Consider the following 15429-nt stretch of genomic DNA (forward strand, 5'->3'; position numbering starts at 1 on the left):
TCCCGGCGTTCGCCGGGACGACAAATCAGCCGATCGCGATACCGCCGCCGATGGTGCGGTTGAGCACCTGCGTGGTTTTTTCGATCCGCTCGGCTGCGGCGTTGAGTGCGTTCGAGATTGCGACTTGCGTAGCGCGGGCGCGATCGACCGCGGCGGCTCCGGAGTTGCGTAAGGATTCGACTTCCTCTTCCAGGCTGCGGATGCGTGCGCCAGCGTCGACCAGTTCGTCGCAGGCGGTGAGCGCCGCCATCACCGTCAAACGGGCGTCGCCAATCTCGCCGAACTTGCCGCGCAGCGATTCGATGCGCGTTTCCAGGTTCTCCGCGAGCTTCAAGAGACGAACCTCCTGCCCCTCTTCGCACGCCATCCGGTATTGCCGGCCGTTGATGGTGACGTTGATGTGACTCATCGCGTCTTCTCCTCGCCATCAAGCACGGCGCGGATGGTGCCGATCGCCGTATCCAGCTTCTCGGCGATCTCGCGATTGGTGCGCTCGAGCTTGCGCGTCTTCACCAATGAGTTATCGAGCTCGTCCGCAAGCCGCGAGCGATCAGCACCGAGCGCCTGGATCCGGCTCGCCAGTTCGTTCTCGTCGCGGTCAGCCTCGCGCCGCCGCTCAACGGCGCTTTCCAGAGCATCGAGCGCCGCCATCAGCCGTCGTGTGGCGGCGTCGACGTCGGCGATAGCGGGCTCAACACTGGCAGCCGCGTTGGTGGAACGATCGCTCATACGAGACAAGGTACATCCTCGATGGCGTGGCCGTCCGCGAATCCTTGCGGTTCGGCAAGCGCTTAGGCGATGAAATTTACGTGGTGAGCGAGGCCGGCGCAACGCCGCCGGTAAACTATGCACCGATAGATGGAGCCTCCCCGGGCCCCGCACCTGTCGGTTTACCCAAGGGTCCTTTCTCCCCTTCCGCTCGGGAAACCGGCGGCTCGCGCGGGTTCAGGCCCCGGTCGGCCGGACACACCGGAGGCAACTTTGCGGCCGAAAGCGCGTTTCCTTGCCTTGGACTTCCCTTGGACTTCCGGAATTGAGGTGCTATCCAGCCCTTCTCCGTGCCTACCACCCGCATATGGCGGCCCTCCGGGCGGCGCGCATGCAAGCCAAGCCTCTCATTTCAGACGGATTTTCATCATGACGCAGGTCGATCACACCCGTATGGCCAACGCCATTCGTGGGCTCGCAATGGATGCGGTCGAGAAGGCGAAATCCGGCCATCCCGGGCTGCCGATGGGTGCGGCCGACGTCGCGACCGTCCTGTTTACACAGTTCCTGAAATTCGATGCGGCCGACCCCGCCTGGCCGGATCGTGACCGCTTCGTGCTTTCGGCCGGCCACGGCTCGATGCTGCTCTATTCGCTGTTGTACCTCACCGGCAGCAACAAGGACATGACGCTCGACCAGCTCAAGCACTTCCGTCAATTGGGCTCGCTGACGCCAGGACATCCTGAGAACTTCCACACCAAGGGCATCGAGACCACCACCGGCCCGCTCGGCCAGGGCATCTCACCGCGGTCGGCATGGCGGTGGCGGAGAAGATGCTGGCCGCCGAGTTCGGCAAGAAGATCGTCAACCACCACACCTACGTGCTCGCCTCCGACGGCGACCTGATGGAAGGCGTGTCGCAGGAAGCGATCGCGCTCGCCGGCCACTGGCGGCTCAACAAAATGATCGTGCTCTATGACGACAACGGCATCTCGATCGATGGCCCGACGTCGCTTGCCGACTCCGTCGACCAGGTGAAGCGATTCAAGTCGGCGGGCTGGGCCGCTGAGCTCATCAACGGCCAGGACCAGAAAGCGATCGCGGATGCAATCACGCGCGCGCAGAAATCGAGCAAGCCAACGCTGATCGCCTGCAAGACCACGATCGGCTACGGCGCGCCGACCAAGGCGGGCACCAATAAGGTCCATGGCGAGGCGCTCGGCGCCGACGAGCTGAAAGGTGCCAAGGAAAAGCTCGGCATCTCGCTCGAACCGTTCTCGGTGCCAGATGACGTGCTGAAGGCCTGGCGTGACGCCGGCGCACGCGGCGCCGCGGAGCGCCAGGAATGGGAAGCGCGCTTCGCCGAGCTCGGCAGCCGCAAGCGCGCCGAATTCGAGCGCCGGCTGCGGCACGAGCGGCCGGCTTCACTGGCAAAGGCGCTGAAGGGGCACAAGAAGGCGCTGCTCGAAAACCCACTCAACGTTGCGACCCGCAAATCATCGGAGGCCGCGATCGAGGTGATCGCCGCCGCGATGCCGATGGAGTTTCTGGCCGGCTCGGCCGACCTCACCGGCTCCAACAACAACAAGGCGAAATCGGCGACCAACTTCTCCGCCAAGACGCCGAAGGGACGCTTCATCCACTACGGCATCCGCGAGCACGGCATGGCGGCGGCGATGAACGGCATCTTCCTGCACGGTGGCTTTGCGCCGAACGGCGCCACCTTCCTGGTGTTCACCGACTATGCACGGCCGGCGATGCGACTTGCGGCGTTGATGGGCACCGGCGTCGTCTACGTCATGACGCACGACTCGATCGGGCTCGGCGAAGACGGCCCGACACACCAGCCGGTGGAGCATCTCTCGGCGCTGCGCGCCATTCCCAACATGCGCGTGTTCCGCCCCTGCGATGCCGTCGAGGTTGCAGAATGCTGGGAGCTCGCGCTGAACCGGATCGACGGCCCGACAGTGCTGGCGCTGACGCGACAGAACCTGCCGCAGCTTCGAACCACCACGCCCGCCGATAATCCGTGCAGCCATGGTGCCTATGAGCTGGTCGCGGCCCAAGGTGACGCAAAAGTGTCATTCTTCGCGTCCGGTTCCGAGGTCGAGATCGCCGTCGACGCGCAGAAACAGCTCGCGGAACGCGGCGTCCCGTCGCGGGTGGTGTCGGTACCCTCGCTCGAATTGTTGCTGGCGCAGCCGGAAGATCGGAAAAAGGCCATCATCGGCAACGCGCCGGTCAAGATCGCGATCGAGGCGGCCGTGCGCTGGGGCTGGGATGCCGTGATCGGCCAAGACGGCGAATTCATCGGCATGCACGGTTTCGGCGCCAGCGCGCCGGCGAAGGACCTTTTCAAGCACTTCGGAATTACCGCCGAGGCCGCCGTTAACGCTGCCCTGAAGCGCGTTGGCTAGCGGTTGAGCTTATCCGCAAAAAGGACTAGGTAATCCCTCATATAGTCCGCTCTCGTCCGGCCGAACCGGGCGATCCGCCGTAACACCTCCGCTGGGCGCGCGCCAGCGGGGATGGCATCAGCTATTAGAGGAGAGAAACAGCATGGCAATCCGGGTCGCGATCAACGGGTTCGGCCGCATCGGCCGCAATGTGCTTCGAGCCATCGCCGAGTCCGGCCGCAAGGATATCGAAGTGGTGGGCATCAACGATCTCGGCCCGGTCGAGACCAACGCCCATCTGCTCCGTTTCGACTCCGTGCACGGCCGTTTCCCCGGCACCGTTACCGTCGATGGCGACTCGATCAGCGTCGGCAGCGGCAAGATCAAGGTGTCCGCCGAGCGCGATCCGTCCAAGCTGCCCTGGAAGGAGCTCGGCGTCGATGTCGCGCTGGAATGCACCGGTATCTTCACGGCAAAGGACAAAGCGTCCGCGCATCTGACCGCCGGCGCCAAGCGCGTGCTGGTCTCCGCGCCTGCCGACGGCGCCGATGCCACCATCGTCTACGGCGTCAACCATGACACGCTGACCAAGGATCACCTAGTCATCTCCAACGGCTCCTGCACCACCAACTGCCTCGCGCCGGTGGCGAAGGTGCTGAACGACACCGTCGGCATCGAAACCGGCTTCATGACCACGATCCATGCCTATACCGGCGACCAGCCGACGCTGGACACGCTGCACAAGGATCTCTACCGCGGCCGCGCGGCGGCGATGTCGATGATCCCGACCTCGACCGGCGCGGCCAAGGCGATCGGCCTGGTGCTGCCCGAACTGAAGGGCAAGCTCGACGGCGTCGCGATCCGCGTGCCGACGCCGAATGTTTCGGTGGTGGATCTGAAGATCGTCGCCAAGCGCGCGACCGACGCCAAGGAAATCAACGAGGCAATGAAGCGTGCCTCGGAGCAGCAGCTCAAGGGCATCCTGGGCTACACCACCGCGCCCAACGTCTCGATCGACTTCAACCACGATCCGCATTCGTCGACTTTCCACATGGACCAGACCAAGGTGCTGAACGGCACGCTGGTGCGCGTGATGTCGTGGTACGACAACGAGTGGGGCTTCTCCAACCGCATGGCCGACACCGCGGTCGCGATCGGAAAGCTGCTCTGATTTCTTAGCTCTATGGTTCGAGACGCGCGCCGCAGCCAAGTTTACGCAGGCTGAATAGACTTGCCAGCGCGGCGCGCTCCTCACCGTGAGGGAGAGATCTCGTCCTGATGAACCGCGCCTGGCGCGGCGTCTCGAAGGATGGCCACAGAGGACACTCCAATGACAAAATCATTCCGCACCCTCGACGACGTCGATGTGAAGGGCAAGCGCGTGCTGCTCCGCGTCGACCTCAACGTGCCCACGGAAAATGGCCGCGTCACCGATACCACGCGGCTCGAGCGTGTCGCGCCGACGATCACCGAGCTTTCCGACAAGGGCGGCAAGGTCATCCTGCTCGCACATTTCGGCCGCCCCAAGGGACGCGATCCCAAGGAATCGCTGCAGCCGGTCGCCGAGGCGCTTTCGAAGGTGATCAAGAAGCCGGTCGCTTTCGCCGACGACTGCATCGGCGAGCCCGCGGCAAAGGCCGTGGCAGCGATGAATGACGGTGAGATCCTTTGTCTGGAGAATACGCGCTTCCACAAGGAGGAAGAGAAGAACGATCCGGCCTTTGTCGCGGAACTGGCAAAGCTCGGCGACATCTGGGTCAATGACGCGTTCTCGGCGGCGCACCGCGCCCATGCCTCGACCGAAGGCCTCGGACACAAGCTGCCGGCCTATGCCGGACGCACCATGCAGGCCGAGCTCGACGCGCTCGGCAAGGCATTGGAAGCGCCCACCAAGCCCGTGATCGCAATCATCGGCGGCGCCAAGGTCTCCACCAAGATCGACCTCCTCGAAAATCTCGTGACCAAGGTCGATGCGCTCGTGATCGGCGGCGGCATGGCCAACACCTTCCTGCACGCGCAGGGCGTCGGCATCGGCAAGTCGCTGGCAGAGAAGGATCTCGCTGCGACGGCGCTGCGCATCCTGGACAAGGCCGCGGTTTCCAATTGCGCCATCATCCTTCCCGTCGACGCCGTCGTCGCCTTCCACTTCGCGGCCAATTCGCCGTCGCATGCCTATGGCCTGGACGCGATCCCGGCCGAGGGCATGATCCTCGACGTCGGCCCGCAATCGATCGCCCGCATCCATGCCGCGATCGACGATGCGGCGACGCTGGTGTGGAACGGCCCGCTCGGCGCCTTCGAGCTGACCCCGTTCGATCGCGGCACCGTGGTGGCCGCCAAGCACGCCGCCGAGCGCACCAAGGCCAAGAAGCTGATTTCGGTCGCAGGCGGTGGCGATACCGTGGCGGCGCTGAACCAGGCCGGCGTGGCGCACGATTTCACCTATGTCTCGACCGCCGGCGGCGCGTTTCTTGAATGGATGGAAGGCAAGCCGCTGCCGGGCGTCGAAGTCTTGAAGATCCGCTAATTTTATCGGAGCCGGCGCGCAGGCGCTGTAAATACAGGGAGAATCCGGATGGCTCGCATTACCTTGCGGCAACTGCTCGACCATGCGGCTGAGCACGATTACGGAGTGCCGGCCTTCAACATCAACAATATGGAGCAGGCGCTGGCGATCATGGAGGCGGCCTCGAGCGTGGACGCACCCGTCATCATCCAGGCCTCCCGCGGCGCCCGTGCCTATGCCAATGACGTGATGCTGAAGCACATGATGGACGCCCTCACCGAGATCTACCCGCAGATCCCGGTCTGCGTGCATCTCGACCACGGCAACGAGCCCGCCACCTGCATGACCGCGATCCAGGCCGGCTTCACCTCTGTCATGATGGACGGCTCGCTGAAAGCCGACGGCAAGACGCCCGGCGACTGGGATTACAATGTCGGCGTGACCAGGACGGTCACGAACATGGCCCATCTCGGCGGCATTTCGGTTGAAGGCGAACTCGGCGTGCTCGGCTCGCTCGAGACCGGCATGGGCGACAAGGAAGACGGCCACGGCGCCGAAGGCAAGCTCTCCCACGATCAGCTCCTCACCAATCCGGACGAGGCCGTGAAGTTCGTGAAGGAGACCAAGGTCGACGCGCTCGCGATCGCGATGGGCACCTCGCACGGCGCCTACAAGTTCACCCGCAAGCCGGACGGCGACATCCTCGCCATGAAGGTGATCGAGGAGATCCACCGCAAGCTGCCGAACACGCATCTGGTGATGCACGGCTCCTCCTCGGTGCCGCAGGACCTGCAGGACCTCATCAACGAGTATGGCGGCAAGATGAAGCCGACCTGGGGCGTGCCCGTCTCCGAGATCCAGCGCGGCATCAAGAACGGCGTGCGCAAGATCAACATCGACACCGACAACCGCATGGCGATGACCGGGCAGATCCGCAAGGTGTTCAAGGAACACCCGGAAGAGTTCGACCCGCGCAAATATTTGAAGCCCGCGATGGAAGCGATGACCAAGCTGTGCAAGCAGCGGCTGCAGGAGTTCAATACCGCCGGCCAGGCCAGCAAGATCAAGAAGGTGCTGACCACGGCGGAAATGGCCAAACGCTACGCCAAGGGCGAGCTCGATCCGAAGGTGGCGTAAAGCCGCCGCTGCCGTGGCCCGGGTGAAGCGAAAGCGTAACCCGGGGCCGCTCACAATGCGGACACAGGCGTCCCGGGTTACGCGTTCCGCTCCACCCGGGCTACATGCTCCGCTCGCACGGCCTGAACCGCGGAGGCACCCCCACCCCGGCCCTCCCCGCAAGCGGGAGAGGGAGGGCACTGCAATTGCGGTTACTACCTACGTTAATGTCGTCATGTTCTAGCGCCCCGCCGCGGCGAACGTTTTCTAGGCAATTGCCCGATAACCGCCTATTTTGGTTTGCAAGGGCATGAAACCATCTGGAGGACGTTCCATGAATCTGGCTGACCTCAACAAGATCGCGCTTGCCATGGTCACCCCAGGGGAGGGCATTTTGGCCGCCGACGAATCCTCAGGGACCATCAAGAAGCGCTTCGACGCAATCGGGGTGGAATCGACCGAGGAGAACCGTCGCGACTACCGCGAGATGCTGTTTCGCTCGACGGAGGCGATGAGCAAATATGTCTCCGGCGTCATCCTCTATGACGAGACGATCTGGCAGAACGCGAAGGACGGCACGCCGCTGGTCAAGCTGATCGAGCAGGCCGGCAGCATCCCCGGCATCAAGGTGGACGAGGGCACGCAAGCCTTGCCCGCCTGCCCCGGCGAGCTCGTGACCGTCGGCCTCGACAAGCTTGCCGAGCGGCTGAAGAAGTATTACGAGCGCGGCGCGCGCTTTGCGAAATGGCGCGCAGTCATCGACATCGGACAAGGAATTCCCACCACGACCGCGATCCATGTCAACGCGCATGCGCTGGCGCGCTACGCCGCGCTGTGCCAGGCGGCGCAGATCGTGCCGATCGTCGAGCCGGAAGTGCTGATGGACGGCGGCCACGACATCGACCGCTGCTATGAGGTGACGCGGCAGGTGCTCAACACCGTATTCCACGAACTGTTCGTGCAGCGCGTCGAACTCGAAGGCATGGTGCTGAAGCCGAACATGGTGGTATCCGGCAAGAAGAGCCCGAAGCAGGCATCGATTCAGGAAGTTGCGGAAAAGACCATTCGCCTTCTGAAGGCCTGCGTGCCCGCGGCTGTACCGGGCATCGCCTTCCTCTCCGGCGGCCAGAGCGATGAAGAGGCGACCGCGCATCTTGACGCGATGAACCGGATCGGCGGCCTGCCCTGGAAGCTCACCTTCTCCTACGGCCGCGCGCTGCAGGCGGCGCCGCAAAAGGCGTGGTCCGGCAAGGCCGAGAATGTCGCGGCCGGCCAGCGCGCCTTCACCCACCGCGCGCGCATGAACGCGCTCGCGAGCAAGGGCGAGTGGGAGACTGGCCTGGAAAAGAAGGTGGCATAATTGCCCGCAAAGCCCGTTCCGCCGCGCCCGGCGCCGCGCCTCTATCTCGCGGCGCCGGTGGTGGAAGATCCCTCTGAACTCATCGCGAGCCTGCCCGCCTTGCTCGCCGCGGCCGATGTCGCGGCGGTGCTGGTGCGGCTGCGCGAGACCGACCAACGCACGATGATCTCGCGCGTGAAGGCATTGGCGCCGGTGGTCCAGAACGCCGGCGCCGCGCTCCTGATCGACGGCCATGTCGAGCTCGTCGCACGCGCCGGCGCCGACGGCGCGCATCTCACCGGCCTTGTCGCGCTGGAGGAGGCGCTGCCGTCGCTGAAGCCGGACCGCATCGCCGGCGTCGGCGGATTGCCGACGCGCCACGAGTCCATGGCCGCCGGCGAGCTCGGCGCCGACTACGTGCTGTTCGGCGAGCCCGATGCGCACGGACAGCGGCCCTCGACGCAGGCGATCGCCGAGCGGCTCAACTGGTGGGACGAGTTGTTCGAGCCGCCCTGCGTCGGCTACGCCACCTCGCGCGAAGAAGCTTTCGAATTTGCATCCGCCGGCGCAGACTTCGTCCTGGTCGGCGACTTCATCTTCGCCGACCAGCGCGGCGCCGGCGCGGCGCTCGCGGAGGTCGGCGCGACCATCCGGGAAGCGCATGCGAGCGCATTTGGGACGGCAAGGGCAGGACTGACTCCGGAATGAGCCTGCTGCGTCCGATAGCCGTGGTGCTCGGCTGCGCCGTGCTGACGACGGGCGCGGTCGCGCAGATTTCGCTGACGCCGCCCGCGGCACAGGCGCCGGCCAGCAAGCCGGCTCCAAAGAAGGAACAGCCGAAGCCTGCGCCGAAGCCGAAGGCCGCGGCGGAGAAGAAGCAGCCCGCGCCGAAGCCAGCACCTTCACCGACGCCATCGCCGAGCCCGACGCACCCGTTCGACGATCCCAATGTCGATCTCGTCTATGGCGCCTATCAGCGTGGCCTCTACAAGACCGCCTTCGACCTCGCCACCAACCGCGCAAACTACGCCCGCGACCCCAAGGCGATGACGATGCTGGGCGAGCTCTATGCCAACGGGCTCGGCGTCAAGCGAGATTACGGCAAGGCGATCGAATGGTATCAGCGCGCGTCCGATGGGGGCGACCGCGAGGCGATGTTCGCACTGGCGATGATGCGGCTTGCGGGCCGCGGCGCCCCCGTGAACAAGGACGAGGCGGTCAAGCTGCTGGCGTCCTCAGCCAAGCTCGGCAATCCCAAAGCGGCCTATAATCTGGCGCTGCTCTATCTCGACGGCCAGACCCTGCCGCAGGACCTCAAGCGCTGTGCCGAATTGTTGCGAATGGCGGCCGACGCCGGCAGCCCCGAAGCGCAATATGCGCTCGCGACCTTCTACAAGGAGGGCACGGGCGTGCCCAAGGATCTCGAGAAATCGGTGCGACTGTTGCAGGCCGCCTCACTCGCCGACAATGTCGATGCCGAGGTCGAATATGCGATCGCGCTTTACAACGGCTCCGGCACGCCGCGGAACCAGCCGGCGGCCGTGGCGCTATTGCGCAAGGCGGCCCGGCAGAACTCGCCGATCGCGCAGAACCGCCTCGCCCGCCTGCTCGCCACCGGCCAGGGCGTGCCGCAGGACAAAGTCGAGGCGCTGAAATGGCACACTGTCGCCAAGACGGCCGGCAAGGGCGATCCGGAACTGGACGAGATACTGCTGGACATGAGCCCGCAGGACCGCGCCAAGGGCGAGGAGGCCGCGCGCAAATGGCTCGGCACCGGCAAATGACGCCTTGACGGCGCCATTCCGAGAGGGCACGCAGACCGGAAATCCCCCGACGGCATTGGGCCGTCCCCACCCGACAAGCCCTCCATCATGCTCTATTCCGCCCTCATCAACGTCATGGTCAAGGCCGCGCGCCGCGCCGGCCGCAGCCTCAAGCGCGATCTCGGCGAGATCGAGCACCTGCAGGTGTCGCTGAAGGGGCCGGCGAACTTCGTCTCGCTGGCGGACAAGCGCGCCGAGGAGATGCTCTACACCGACCTCGCCAAGGCCCGCCCGGGCTACGGCTTCATCGGCGAGGAAGGCGGCACCCGCGAGGGCACCGACAAGAGCCATAGCTGGATCGTCGATCCGCTCGACGGCACCACCAACTTCCTGCACGGCATCCCGCAATTCGCGATCTCGATCGGGCTGGCGCGCGAGGGCACGGTGATTGCGGGGGTGATCTACAACCCCGCCAATGACGAGCTCTATATCGCCGAGCGCGGCAAGGGCGCCTTCCTCAACGACCAGCGCCTGCGCGTCGCCGGCCGCCGAAGGCTCGACGAATGCGTGGTCGCCTGCGGCCTGCCCCATATCGGCCGCGGCGACCATGGACTGGCGCTGAAAGAGATGGCCGTGCTGCAGAACAAGGTCGCCGGCTTCCGCCGCTTCGGCGCCGCCTCGCTCGACCTCGCCTTCGTCGCCGCCGGCCGCCTCGACGGCTATTGGGAACGCAACCTGCAGCCCTGGGATATCGCGGCCGGGCAGATCATGGTGCGCGAAGCTGGCGGCACCGTGAGCGGGATCGAGGGCAATGACGATCCGTTGCAAACCGGACACGTGGTCTGCGGTAACGAATTCGTGCACGGCGAACTGGTGAAGATTTTGAAGCCGCTGGGATAGCAGGTGCCTCTGCTCGCTGTCATCATCCGCGAAGGCGGATAATCCAGTAACCCGCGGCGCCAGTGATGCGTCATCTCCGGCCCAAGTGGGTACTGGATGCCCCGCCTGCGCGGGGCATGACGGCTCTGAGCGATTGCGCTTATGGCTTCTGGGGAGCCGGTGCCGGCGGCGCGTGCGGCTCCGGCACCGGGGCCTGCTTCGGCTCGCGGTCGCCGGCCAGCACGCGTTGCACGCTGACGAAGAACACCGGGACCATCAACAGCGCCAGGATCACGACCGCGATCATGCCGCCCATGACGACGGTGCCGAGCGCCTGCTGGCTGGCGCCACCGGCACCGGAGGCGATCGCCATCGGGAACACGCCGAACACGAAGGCGAGGCCGGTCATCAAGATCGGGCGGAAACGCAGCGAACAGGCTTCGACGGTCGCCTCGATCAGCGGCTTGCCATGGGCGCGCAGATCCTTGGCGAATTCGATGATCAGGATGGCGTCCTTGGCGGCGAGGCCGATGATGGTGATCAGGCCGACGGTGAAATAGACGTCATTCGCAAGGCCGCGCATGCTCGCGGCGATCACCGCGCCGGTGACGCCGAGCGGTATGGTCAGGAGCACCGCGATCGGAATCGTCCAGCTCTCGTACAGCGCGGCGAGCAGGAGGAACACCACCAGCACCGACAAGGCCAAGAGGAACGGCGCCTGCGAGCCCGACAGTTTTTCCTGCAGCGACTGTCCGGTCCACTCATAGCCGAACCCGCGCGGCAATCTGTTCGCGAGCCGCTCCATCTCGTTCAGGGCATCGCCCGAGGTGTAGCCGAGGCGCGCCTCGCCGGAGATGCGCACGGCGGGATAATAGTTGAAACCCGCTATCTGGGTCGGCCCCTTCTGCCATTCGATCGTGGCGAATGACGAGAACGGCACGAGCTGCCCGCGGTTGTTCTTGACGTTGTAGTTCAGGATGTCATCCGCATTCATGCGGGTGAACTTGTCCGCCTGCACCACGACGCGCTGCATGCGGCCACGGTTCGGGAAATCGTTGATATAGTTCGAGCCGAGATTGGTCGAGATCGTATTGTTGATGTCCTCGAAGGTGACGCCGAAGGCGCCGGCCTTTTCGCGGTCGATCACCAGATTGACCTGCGGCGCCGGCGGCAAGCCTTCGATATAGACCTTCTGCAGCACGGGGCTGGCATTGGCTTCCGCGATCAGGCGGTCGGCGGCGGCGATGAGCTGGGCGTAACCCTTCTGGCCACGGTCCTGCAGGCGGAACGAGAAGCCTGAGGAGTTGCCGAGGTTGTCGATCGGCGGCGGCTGCAGCGCCGAGATCTTGGCGTCGCGGATCGATGAAAGGTCGCGGTTGATGTCGGCGACGATCGCGGCCGCCGAATCTTTCGGCCCGCGCTCCGACCAGTCCTTCAGCGTGATGAAGGCCTGCGCGGTGTTGAAGCCCTGGCCGAGGAAGCTGAAGCCGGTGAGGAACGTGACGTTCTCGATGGCAGAACGCGCCAGGAGATATTTCTCGACCTTCTCGATCGCGGCCTCGGTGCGGGCGAAGGAGGAATCCGATGGCGTCTGCACGTCGGTGGTGATGAAGCCCTGGTCGTCGACCGGCAGAAAGCCGCCGGGCAGCCGCACGAAGCCCCAGCCCAACCCGACCAGAAGCGCCACATAGATCAGCATCAGCCGCCCGGTACGCTTCAGCGTCCCGCGAACCGTGCGGGTATAGCCGTCGCGGGTGACATCGAGCGTGCGGTTGAACCAGCCGAACACGCCCTTGCGGGAATGGCCATGGCCTGCGGTCACCGGCTTGAGCAATGTCGCGCACAGCGCCGGCGTCAGCGACAGGGCCAGCAGCGCCGAGAACGCGATGGCGGCGACCATGGTGACCGAGAACTGGCGATAGATGATGCCGACCGATCCCGGGAAGAACGCCATCGGGATGAACACGGCAACCAGCACCAGCGTGATGCCGATGATGGCGCCGGTGATCTGCGACATCGCCTTGCGGGTCGCCTCCTTCGGCGGCAAGCCTTCCTCGGCCATGATGCGCTCGACGTTCTCGACCACGACGATGGCGTCGTCCACGAGGATGCCGACCGCGAGCACCATGCCGAACATGGTCAGCATGTTGATGGAATAGCCGAGCATCATCAGCGTGGCGCAGGCCCCAAGCAGCGCGACCGGCACGACGATGGTCGGAATGATGGTGTAGCGGATGTTCTGCAGGAACAGGAACATCACGACGAAGACCAGCACCACGGCTTCGACCAGCGTCGTCAGCACCTTCTCGATCGCGGCCTCGACCACGGGCGTGATGTTGTAGGGGATCTCGTAGGAGATGTTGGCCGGGAAGAAGCGTGACAGCTCCTTCATCTTGGCTTCCACCGCGCTTGCGGTCGCCAGCGCGTTGCCGCTCGGCGACAGCAGGACCGAGAGGCCCGCCGTCGGCTTGCCGTTGAGGCGTGTCTGGAACTGGTAGCTGAGGCCGCCGATCTCCAGGCGCGCGACGTCGCGCAGGCGCACGGTCGAACCATCAGGATTAGCGCGCAGGATGATGGCGCCGAACTCGTCCGGCGAGGAGAGCTGGCCCTTCACCAGAACCAGCGCTGAAACCCGTTGCGAGTCCGTCGCCGGCTCGGCACCGATGCTGCCCGAGGCGACCTGCGCGTTCTGCGCTGATATCGCCTTGTTGACGTCATCGGCGGTCAAGCCATAACCGACCAGCTTTGCCGGATCGAGCCAGATGCGCAAGGAGCGCTCGGTCGAATAGAGCGTGGCGCGGCCGACGCCGGGAATGCGGCGGATTTCGCCGAGCACGTTGCGGATCATGAAATCGCCGAGACCGATTTCATCAAGGCTGCCGTCGGTCGAATTCAGCGTGATGATCTGCAGCACCGCGCTGGAGGCTTCCTCGACCAGGATGCCCTGCTGGATCACGGCGCGCGGCAGGCGCGCCTCGATGCGCTTGAGGCGGTTCTGCACCTCGACGGAGGCCTGGCTGGTTTCGGTGCCCGGGACGAAATTGGCGATGATCTCGACCTGGCCGAGCGAGTCGCTGGTGGATTCGAAATTCAGGATGCCGGAGGCGCCGTTCAGCTCCTCCTCGATCAGCCGGGTGACGCTGTTATAGAGATTTTCCGGTGAGGCGCCGGGATAGCTGGTCGAGATCGAGATCGAGGGCGGCGCGATGATCGGATATTGCGCGATCGCCAGCAGCGGAATCGAGATCGCGCCGATCAGGCAGATGAAGAGCGCGACGACCCAGGCGAAGATCGGCCTGTCGATGAAAAAGCTCGCCATCTCGGATCACCGCAGCGCTTGCGCGGCTTTATTTTCCCCCGGTACAGCGGTCGAAGCATCCGCCGCCTCGGTGAACGCCTGCGGTCGGACCTTGTCGCCTGCCGCGAATTTCTGGAAGCCCTCGACCACGACGCGGTCGCCGGACTTCAGACCTTCGGTCACGAACACCTGCCCGTTCTGCAGCGAGCCGGTACGGACGGGCTGAACCGCGACGCGACCGTCGTCCTTGACCACGAACACCTCGCTGCCGCCACCGCCATTGCGCTGAATCGCCTGCTGCGGCACCGCGATCGAGTCAGAGTCGATGCCCTGCTCGATCAGCACGCGCACATACATGCCCGGCAGCAGCTCTCGCCTTGGATTGGGGAACTCGCCACGCAGGGTCACCTGCCCGGTATAGGCGTCGACCTTGGCGTCGGAGAACAAGAGCTTGCCGGGAATCGGATAGATCGTGCCATCGTCCTGCAACAGGCGCACCTTCATCGCGTCAGGCGCGATGCGGTCAAGTTCGCCGGTCTCGAATGCGCGGCGTAGCTGGTTGAGCTCGGTGACCGACTGGGTGAAGTCGGCATAGATCGGGTCGATCTGCTGGATGGTCGCAAGCGAGGTGGAGTCGTTCTGCACCACCAGCGCGCCTTCGCTGACCAGGGCGGCGCCGACGATGCCGTCGATGGGAGCACGGATGGTGGCGTAATCCAGATTGAGCTTGGCGCGCGCGAGATCGGCCTCGCGGGCCGCGACATCCGCTTCGGCCTGGCGCTGCGCGGCAATCGCCTTCTCGTTCTCGGCCTCGGGCATGGCCTTCTGGTTGTAGAGGGTCGTAACGCGATGCGCGTGCTGGGCCGCCTGATCGAGCACGGCCTTGGCGCGCGCGAGCGCAGCCTGATTGGACTGCACCTCGACCTCGAACGGCCGCGGGTCGATGCGATACAGGGGATCGCCGGCCTTCACCTCGGTGCCCTGATGGAACAGGCGCTCGACGACGATGCCGGAAACGCGCGGGCGGACTTCGGCGACGCGCGTGGGCGCAACGCGACCGGGCAGCTCGCGCACCACCGCGCGAGATTGCGGCTTGGCGACGACAATGCTGACCTCGGGTTCGGGCGCCGCCTCCGATGCAGCGGTGGCGGCAGTCGGCTCATCACAGCCGGCTAGCAGTGGCGCCGTGGCGGCCAGCATCAGGAGAATGCATGCCGTTCGTGCGCGTAGTCCGGACATTGAAAGCGTCGCCCCGAGTTTGAATTGTTGAACACAAATGACACCGCAGCGCCGCTGCCGACTCCGCCTGTCACGCTGTTCAGGATAAAGTGGGGGTGCTGCGACGCAATACATCGCTGCGGCGGCTCAATGTCACACACGTATAATATATTGAATTGGCATGTTTTTCTCCGATTCACCGGATT

Annotated in this window: 11 protein-coding genes and 1 pseudogene; 8 read left to right on the top strand and 4 right to left on the bottom strand. The window is 65.0% G+C overall.

What is annotated here, in order from left to right:
- Nucleotides 1-25 precede the first annotated feature (25 nt).
- Nucleotides 26-409: a cell division protein ZapA gene (locus CWO89_RS13020; RefSeq protein WP_130579002.1), complete on the bottom strand. Its 384-nt coding sequence runs from the start codon at nt 407-409 to the stop codon at nt 26-28.
- The gene (locus CWO89_RS13025; RefSeq protein ID WP_130579003.1) at nt 406-729 is read right to left on the bottom strand and encodes a DUF4164 domain-containing protein; all 324 of its coding nucleotides are present in this window, start codon (nt 727-729) and stop codon (nt 406-408) included. Before CWO89_RS13025 ends, CWO89_RS13020 begins: the two co-directional genes overlap by 4 nt.
- 408 nt (nt 730-1137) lie before the next feature.
- Between CWO89_RS13025 and tkt the strand changes: the two are divergent.
- The 8 genes and pseudogenes from tkt to CWO89_RS13065 all read left to right on the top strand — a co-directional run bounded on the left by tkt (nt 1138) and on the right by CWO89_RS13065 (nt 10728).
- Nucleotides 1138-3125, top strand: a pseudogene (gene tkt, locus CWO89_RS13030) (transketolase).
- Nucleotides 3126-3267: 142 nt separating this feature from the next.
- On the top strand, nt 3268-4275 hold the full coding sequence (gene gap / locus CWO89_RS13035; protein ID WP_130579004.1) for a type I glyceraldehyde-3-phosphate dehydrogenase: 1008 nt from the start codon (nt 3268-3270) through the stop codon (nt 4273-4275).
- Nucleotides 4276-4434: 159 nt separating this feature from the next.
- Nucleotides 4435-5631, top strand: a complete 1197-nt coding sequence (locus tag CWO89_RS13040) for a phosphoglycerate kinase (protein ID WP_130579005.1) — start codon at nt 4435-4437, stop codon at nt 5629-5631.
- A gap of 48 nt (nt 5632-5679) precedes the next feature.
- Nucleotides 5680-6747: a class II fructose-bisphosphate aldolase gene (fba, locus tag CWO89_RS13045; RefSeq protein WP_130579006.1), complete on the top strand. Its 1068-nt coding sequence runs from the start codon at nt 5680-5682 to the stop codon at nt 6745-6747.
- A gap of 313 nt (nt 6748-7060) precedes the next feature.
- Entirely contained in the window at nt 7061-8086 is a 1026-nt protein-coding gene (locus CWO89_RS13050) for a class I fructose-bisphosphate aldolase (RefSeq protein WP_130579007.1), read from the top strand.
- On the top strand, nt 8087-8773 hold the full coding sequence (locus tag CWO89_RS13055) for a thiamine phosphate synthase (protein ID WP_130579008.1): 687 nt from the start codon (nt 8087-8089) through the stop codon (nt 8771-8773).
- Complete coding sequence (locus CWO89_RS13060; protein ID WP_130579009.1) at nt 8770-9849, top strand: SEL1-like repeat protein; 1080 nt, start codon at nt 8770-8772, stop codon at nt 9847-9849. Before CWO89_RS13055 ends, CWO89_RS13060 begins: the two co-directional genes overlap by 4 nt.
- 87 nt (nt 9850-9936) lie before the next feature.
- Nucleotides 9937-10728 (top strand): inositol monophosphatase family protein, encoded by a 792-nt coding sequence (locus tag CWO89_RS13065; RefSeq protein WP_130579010.1) that lies wholly within the window; start codon nt 9937-9939, stop codon nt 10726-10728.
- Nucleotides 10729-10867: 139 nt separating this feature from the next.
- Here the strand turns inward: CWO89_RS13065 and CWO89_RS13070 are convergent, their stop codons facing one another.
- Entirely contained in the window at nt 10868-14026 is a 3159-nt protein-coding gene (locus tag CWO89_RS13070) for a multidrug efflux RND transporter permease subunit (RefSeq protein ID WP_130579011.1), read from the bottom strand.
- A 6-nt stretch (nt 14027-14032) separates the two neighbouring features.
- The gene (locus tag CWO89_RS13075) at nt 14033-15244 is read right to left on the bottom strand and encodes an efflux RND transporter periplasmic adaptor subunit (protein WP_130579012.1); all 1212 of its coding nucleotides are present in this window, start codon (nt 15242-15244) and stop codon (nt 14033-14035) included.
- Between the last annotated feature and the right edge of the window lie 185 nt (nt 15245-15429).

The sequence above is a fragment of the Bradyrhizobium sp. Leo170 genome (genome assembly GCF_004296405.1).
GTDB lineage: Bacteria > Pseudomonadota > Alphaproteobacteria > Rhizobiales > Xanthobacteraceae > Bradyrhizobium.

Coding starts and splice junctions, on each gene's coding strand:
- gap (WP_130579004.1), top strand. CDS start 3,268: ATGGCAATCCGGGTCGCGATCAACGGGTTCGGCCGCATCGGCCGCAAT.
- CWO89_RS13050 (WP_130579007.1), top strand. CDS start 7,061: ATGAATCTGGCTGACCTCAACAAGATCGCGCTTGCCATGGTCACCCCA.
- CWO89_RS13020 (WP_130579002.1), bottom strand. CDS start 409: ATGAGTCACATCAACGTCACCATCAACGGCCGGCAATACCGGATGGCG.
- fba (WP_130579006.1), top strand. CDS start 5,680: ATGGCTCGCATTACCTTGCGGCAACTGCTCGACCATGCGGCTGAGCAC.
- CWO89_RS13065 (WP_130579010.1), top strand. CDS start 9,937: ATGCTCTATTCCGCCCTCATCAACGTCATGGTCAAGGCCGCGCGCCGC.
- CWO89_RS13070 (WP_130579011.1), bottom strand. CDS start 14,026: ATGGCGAGCTTTTTCATCGACAGGCCGATCTTCGCCTGGGTCGTCGCG.
- CWO89_RS13040 (WP_130579005.1), top strand. CDS start 4,435: ATGACAAAATCATTCCGCACCCTCGACGACGTCGATGTGAAGGGCAAG.
- CWO89_RS13025 (WP_130579003.1), bottom strand. CDS start 729: ATGAGCGATCGTTCCACCAACGCGGCTGCCAGTGTTGAGCCCGCTATC.
- CWO89_RS13060 (WP_130579009.1), top strand. CDS start 8,770: ATGAGCCTGCTGCGTCCGATAGCCGTGGTGCTCGGCTGCGCCGTGCTG.
- CWO89_RS13075 (WP_130579012.1), bottom strand. CDS start 15,244: ATGTCCGGACTACGCGCACGAACGGCATGCATTCTCCTGATGCTGGCC.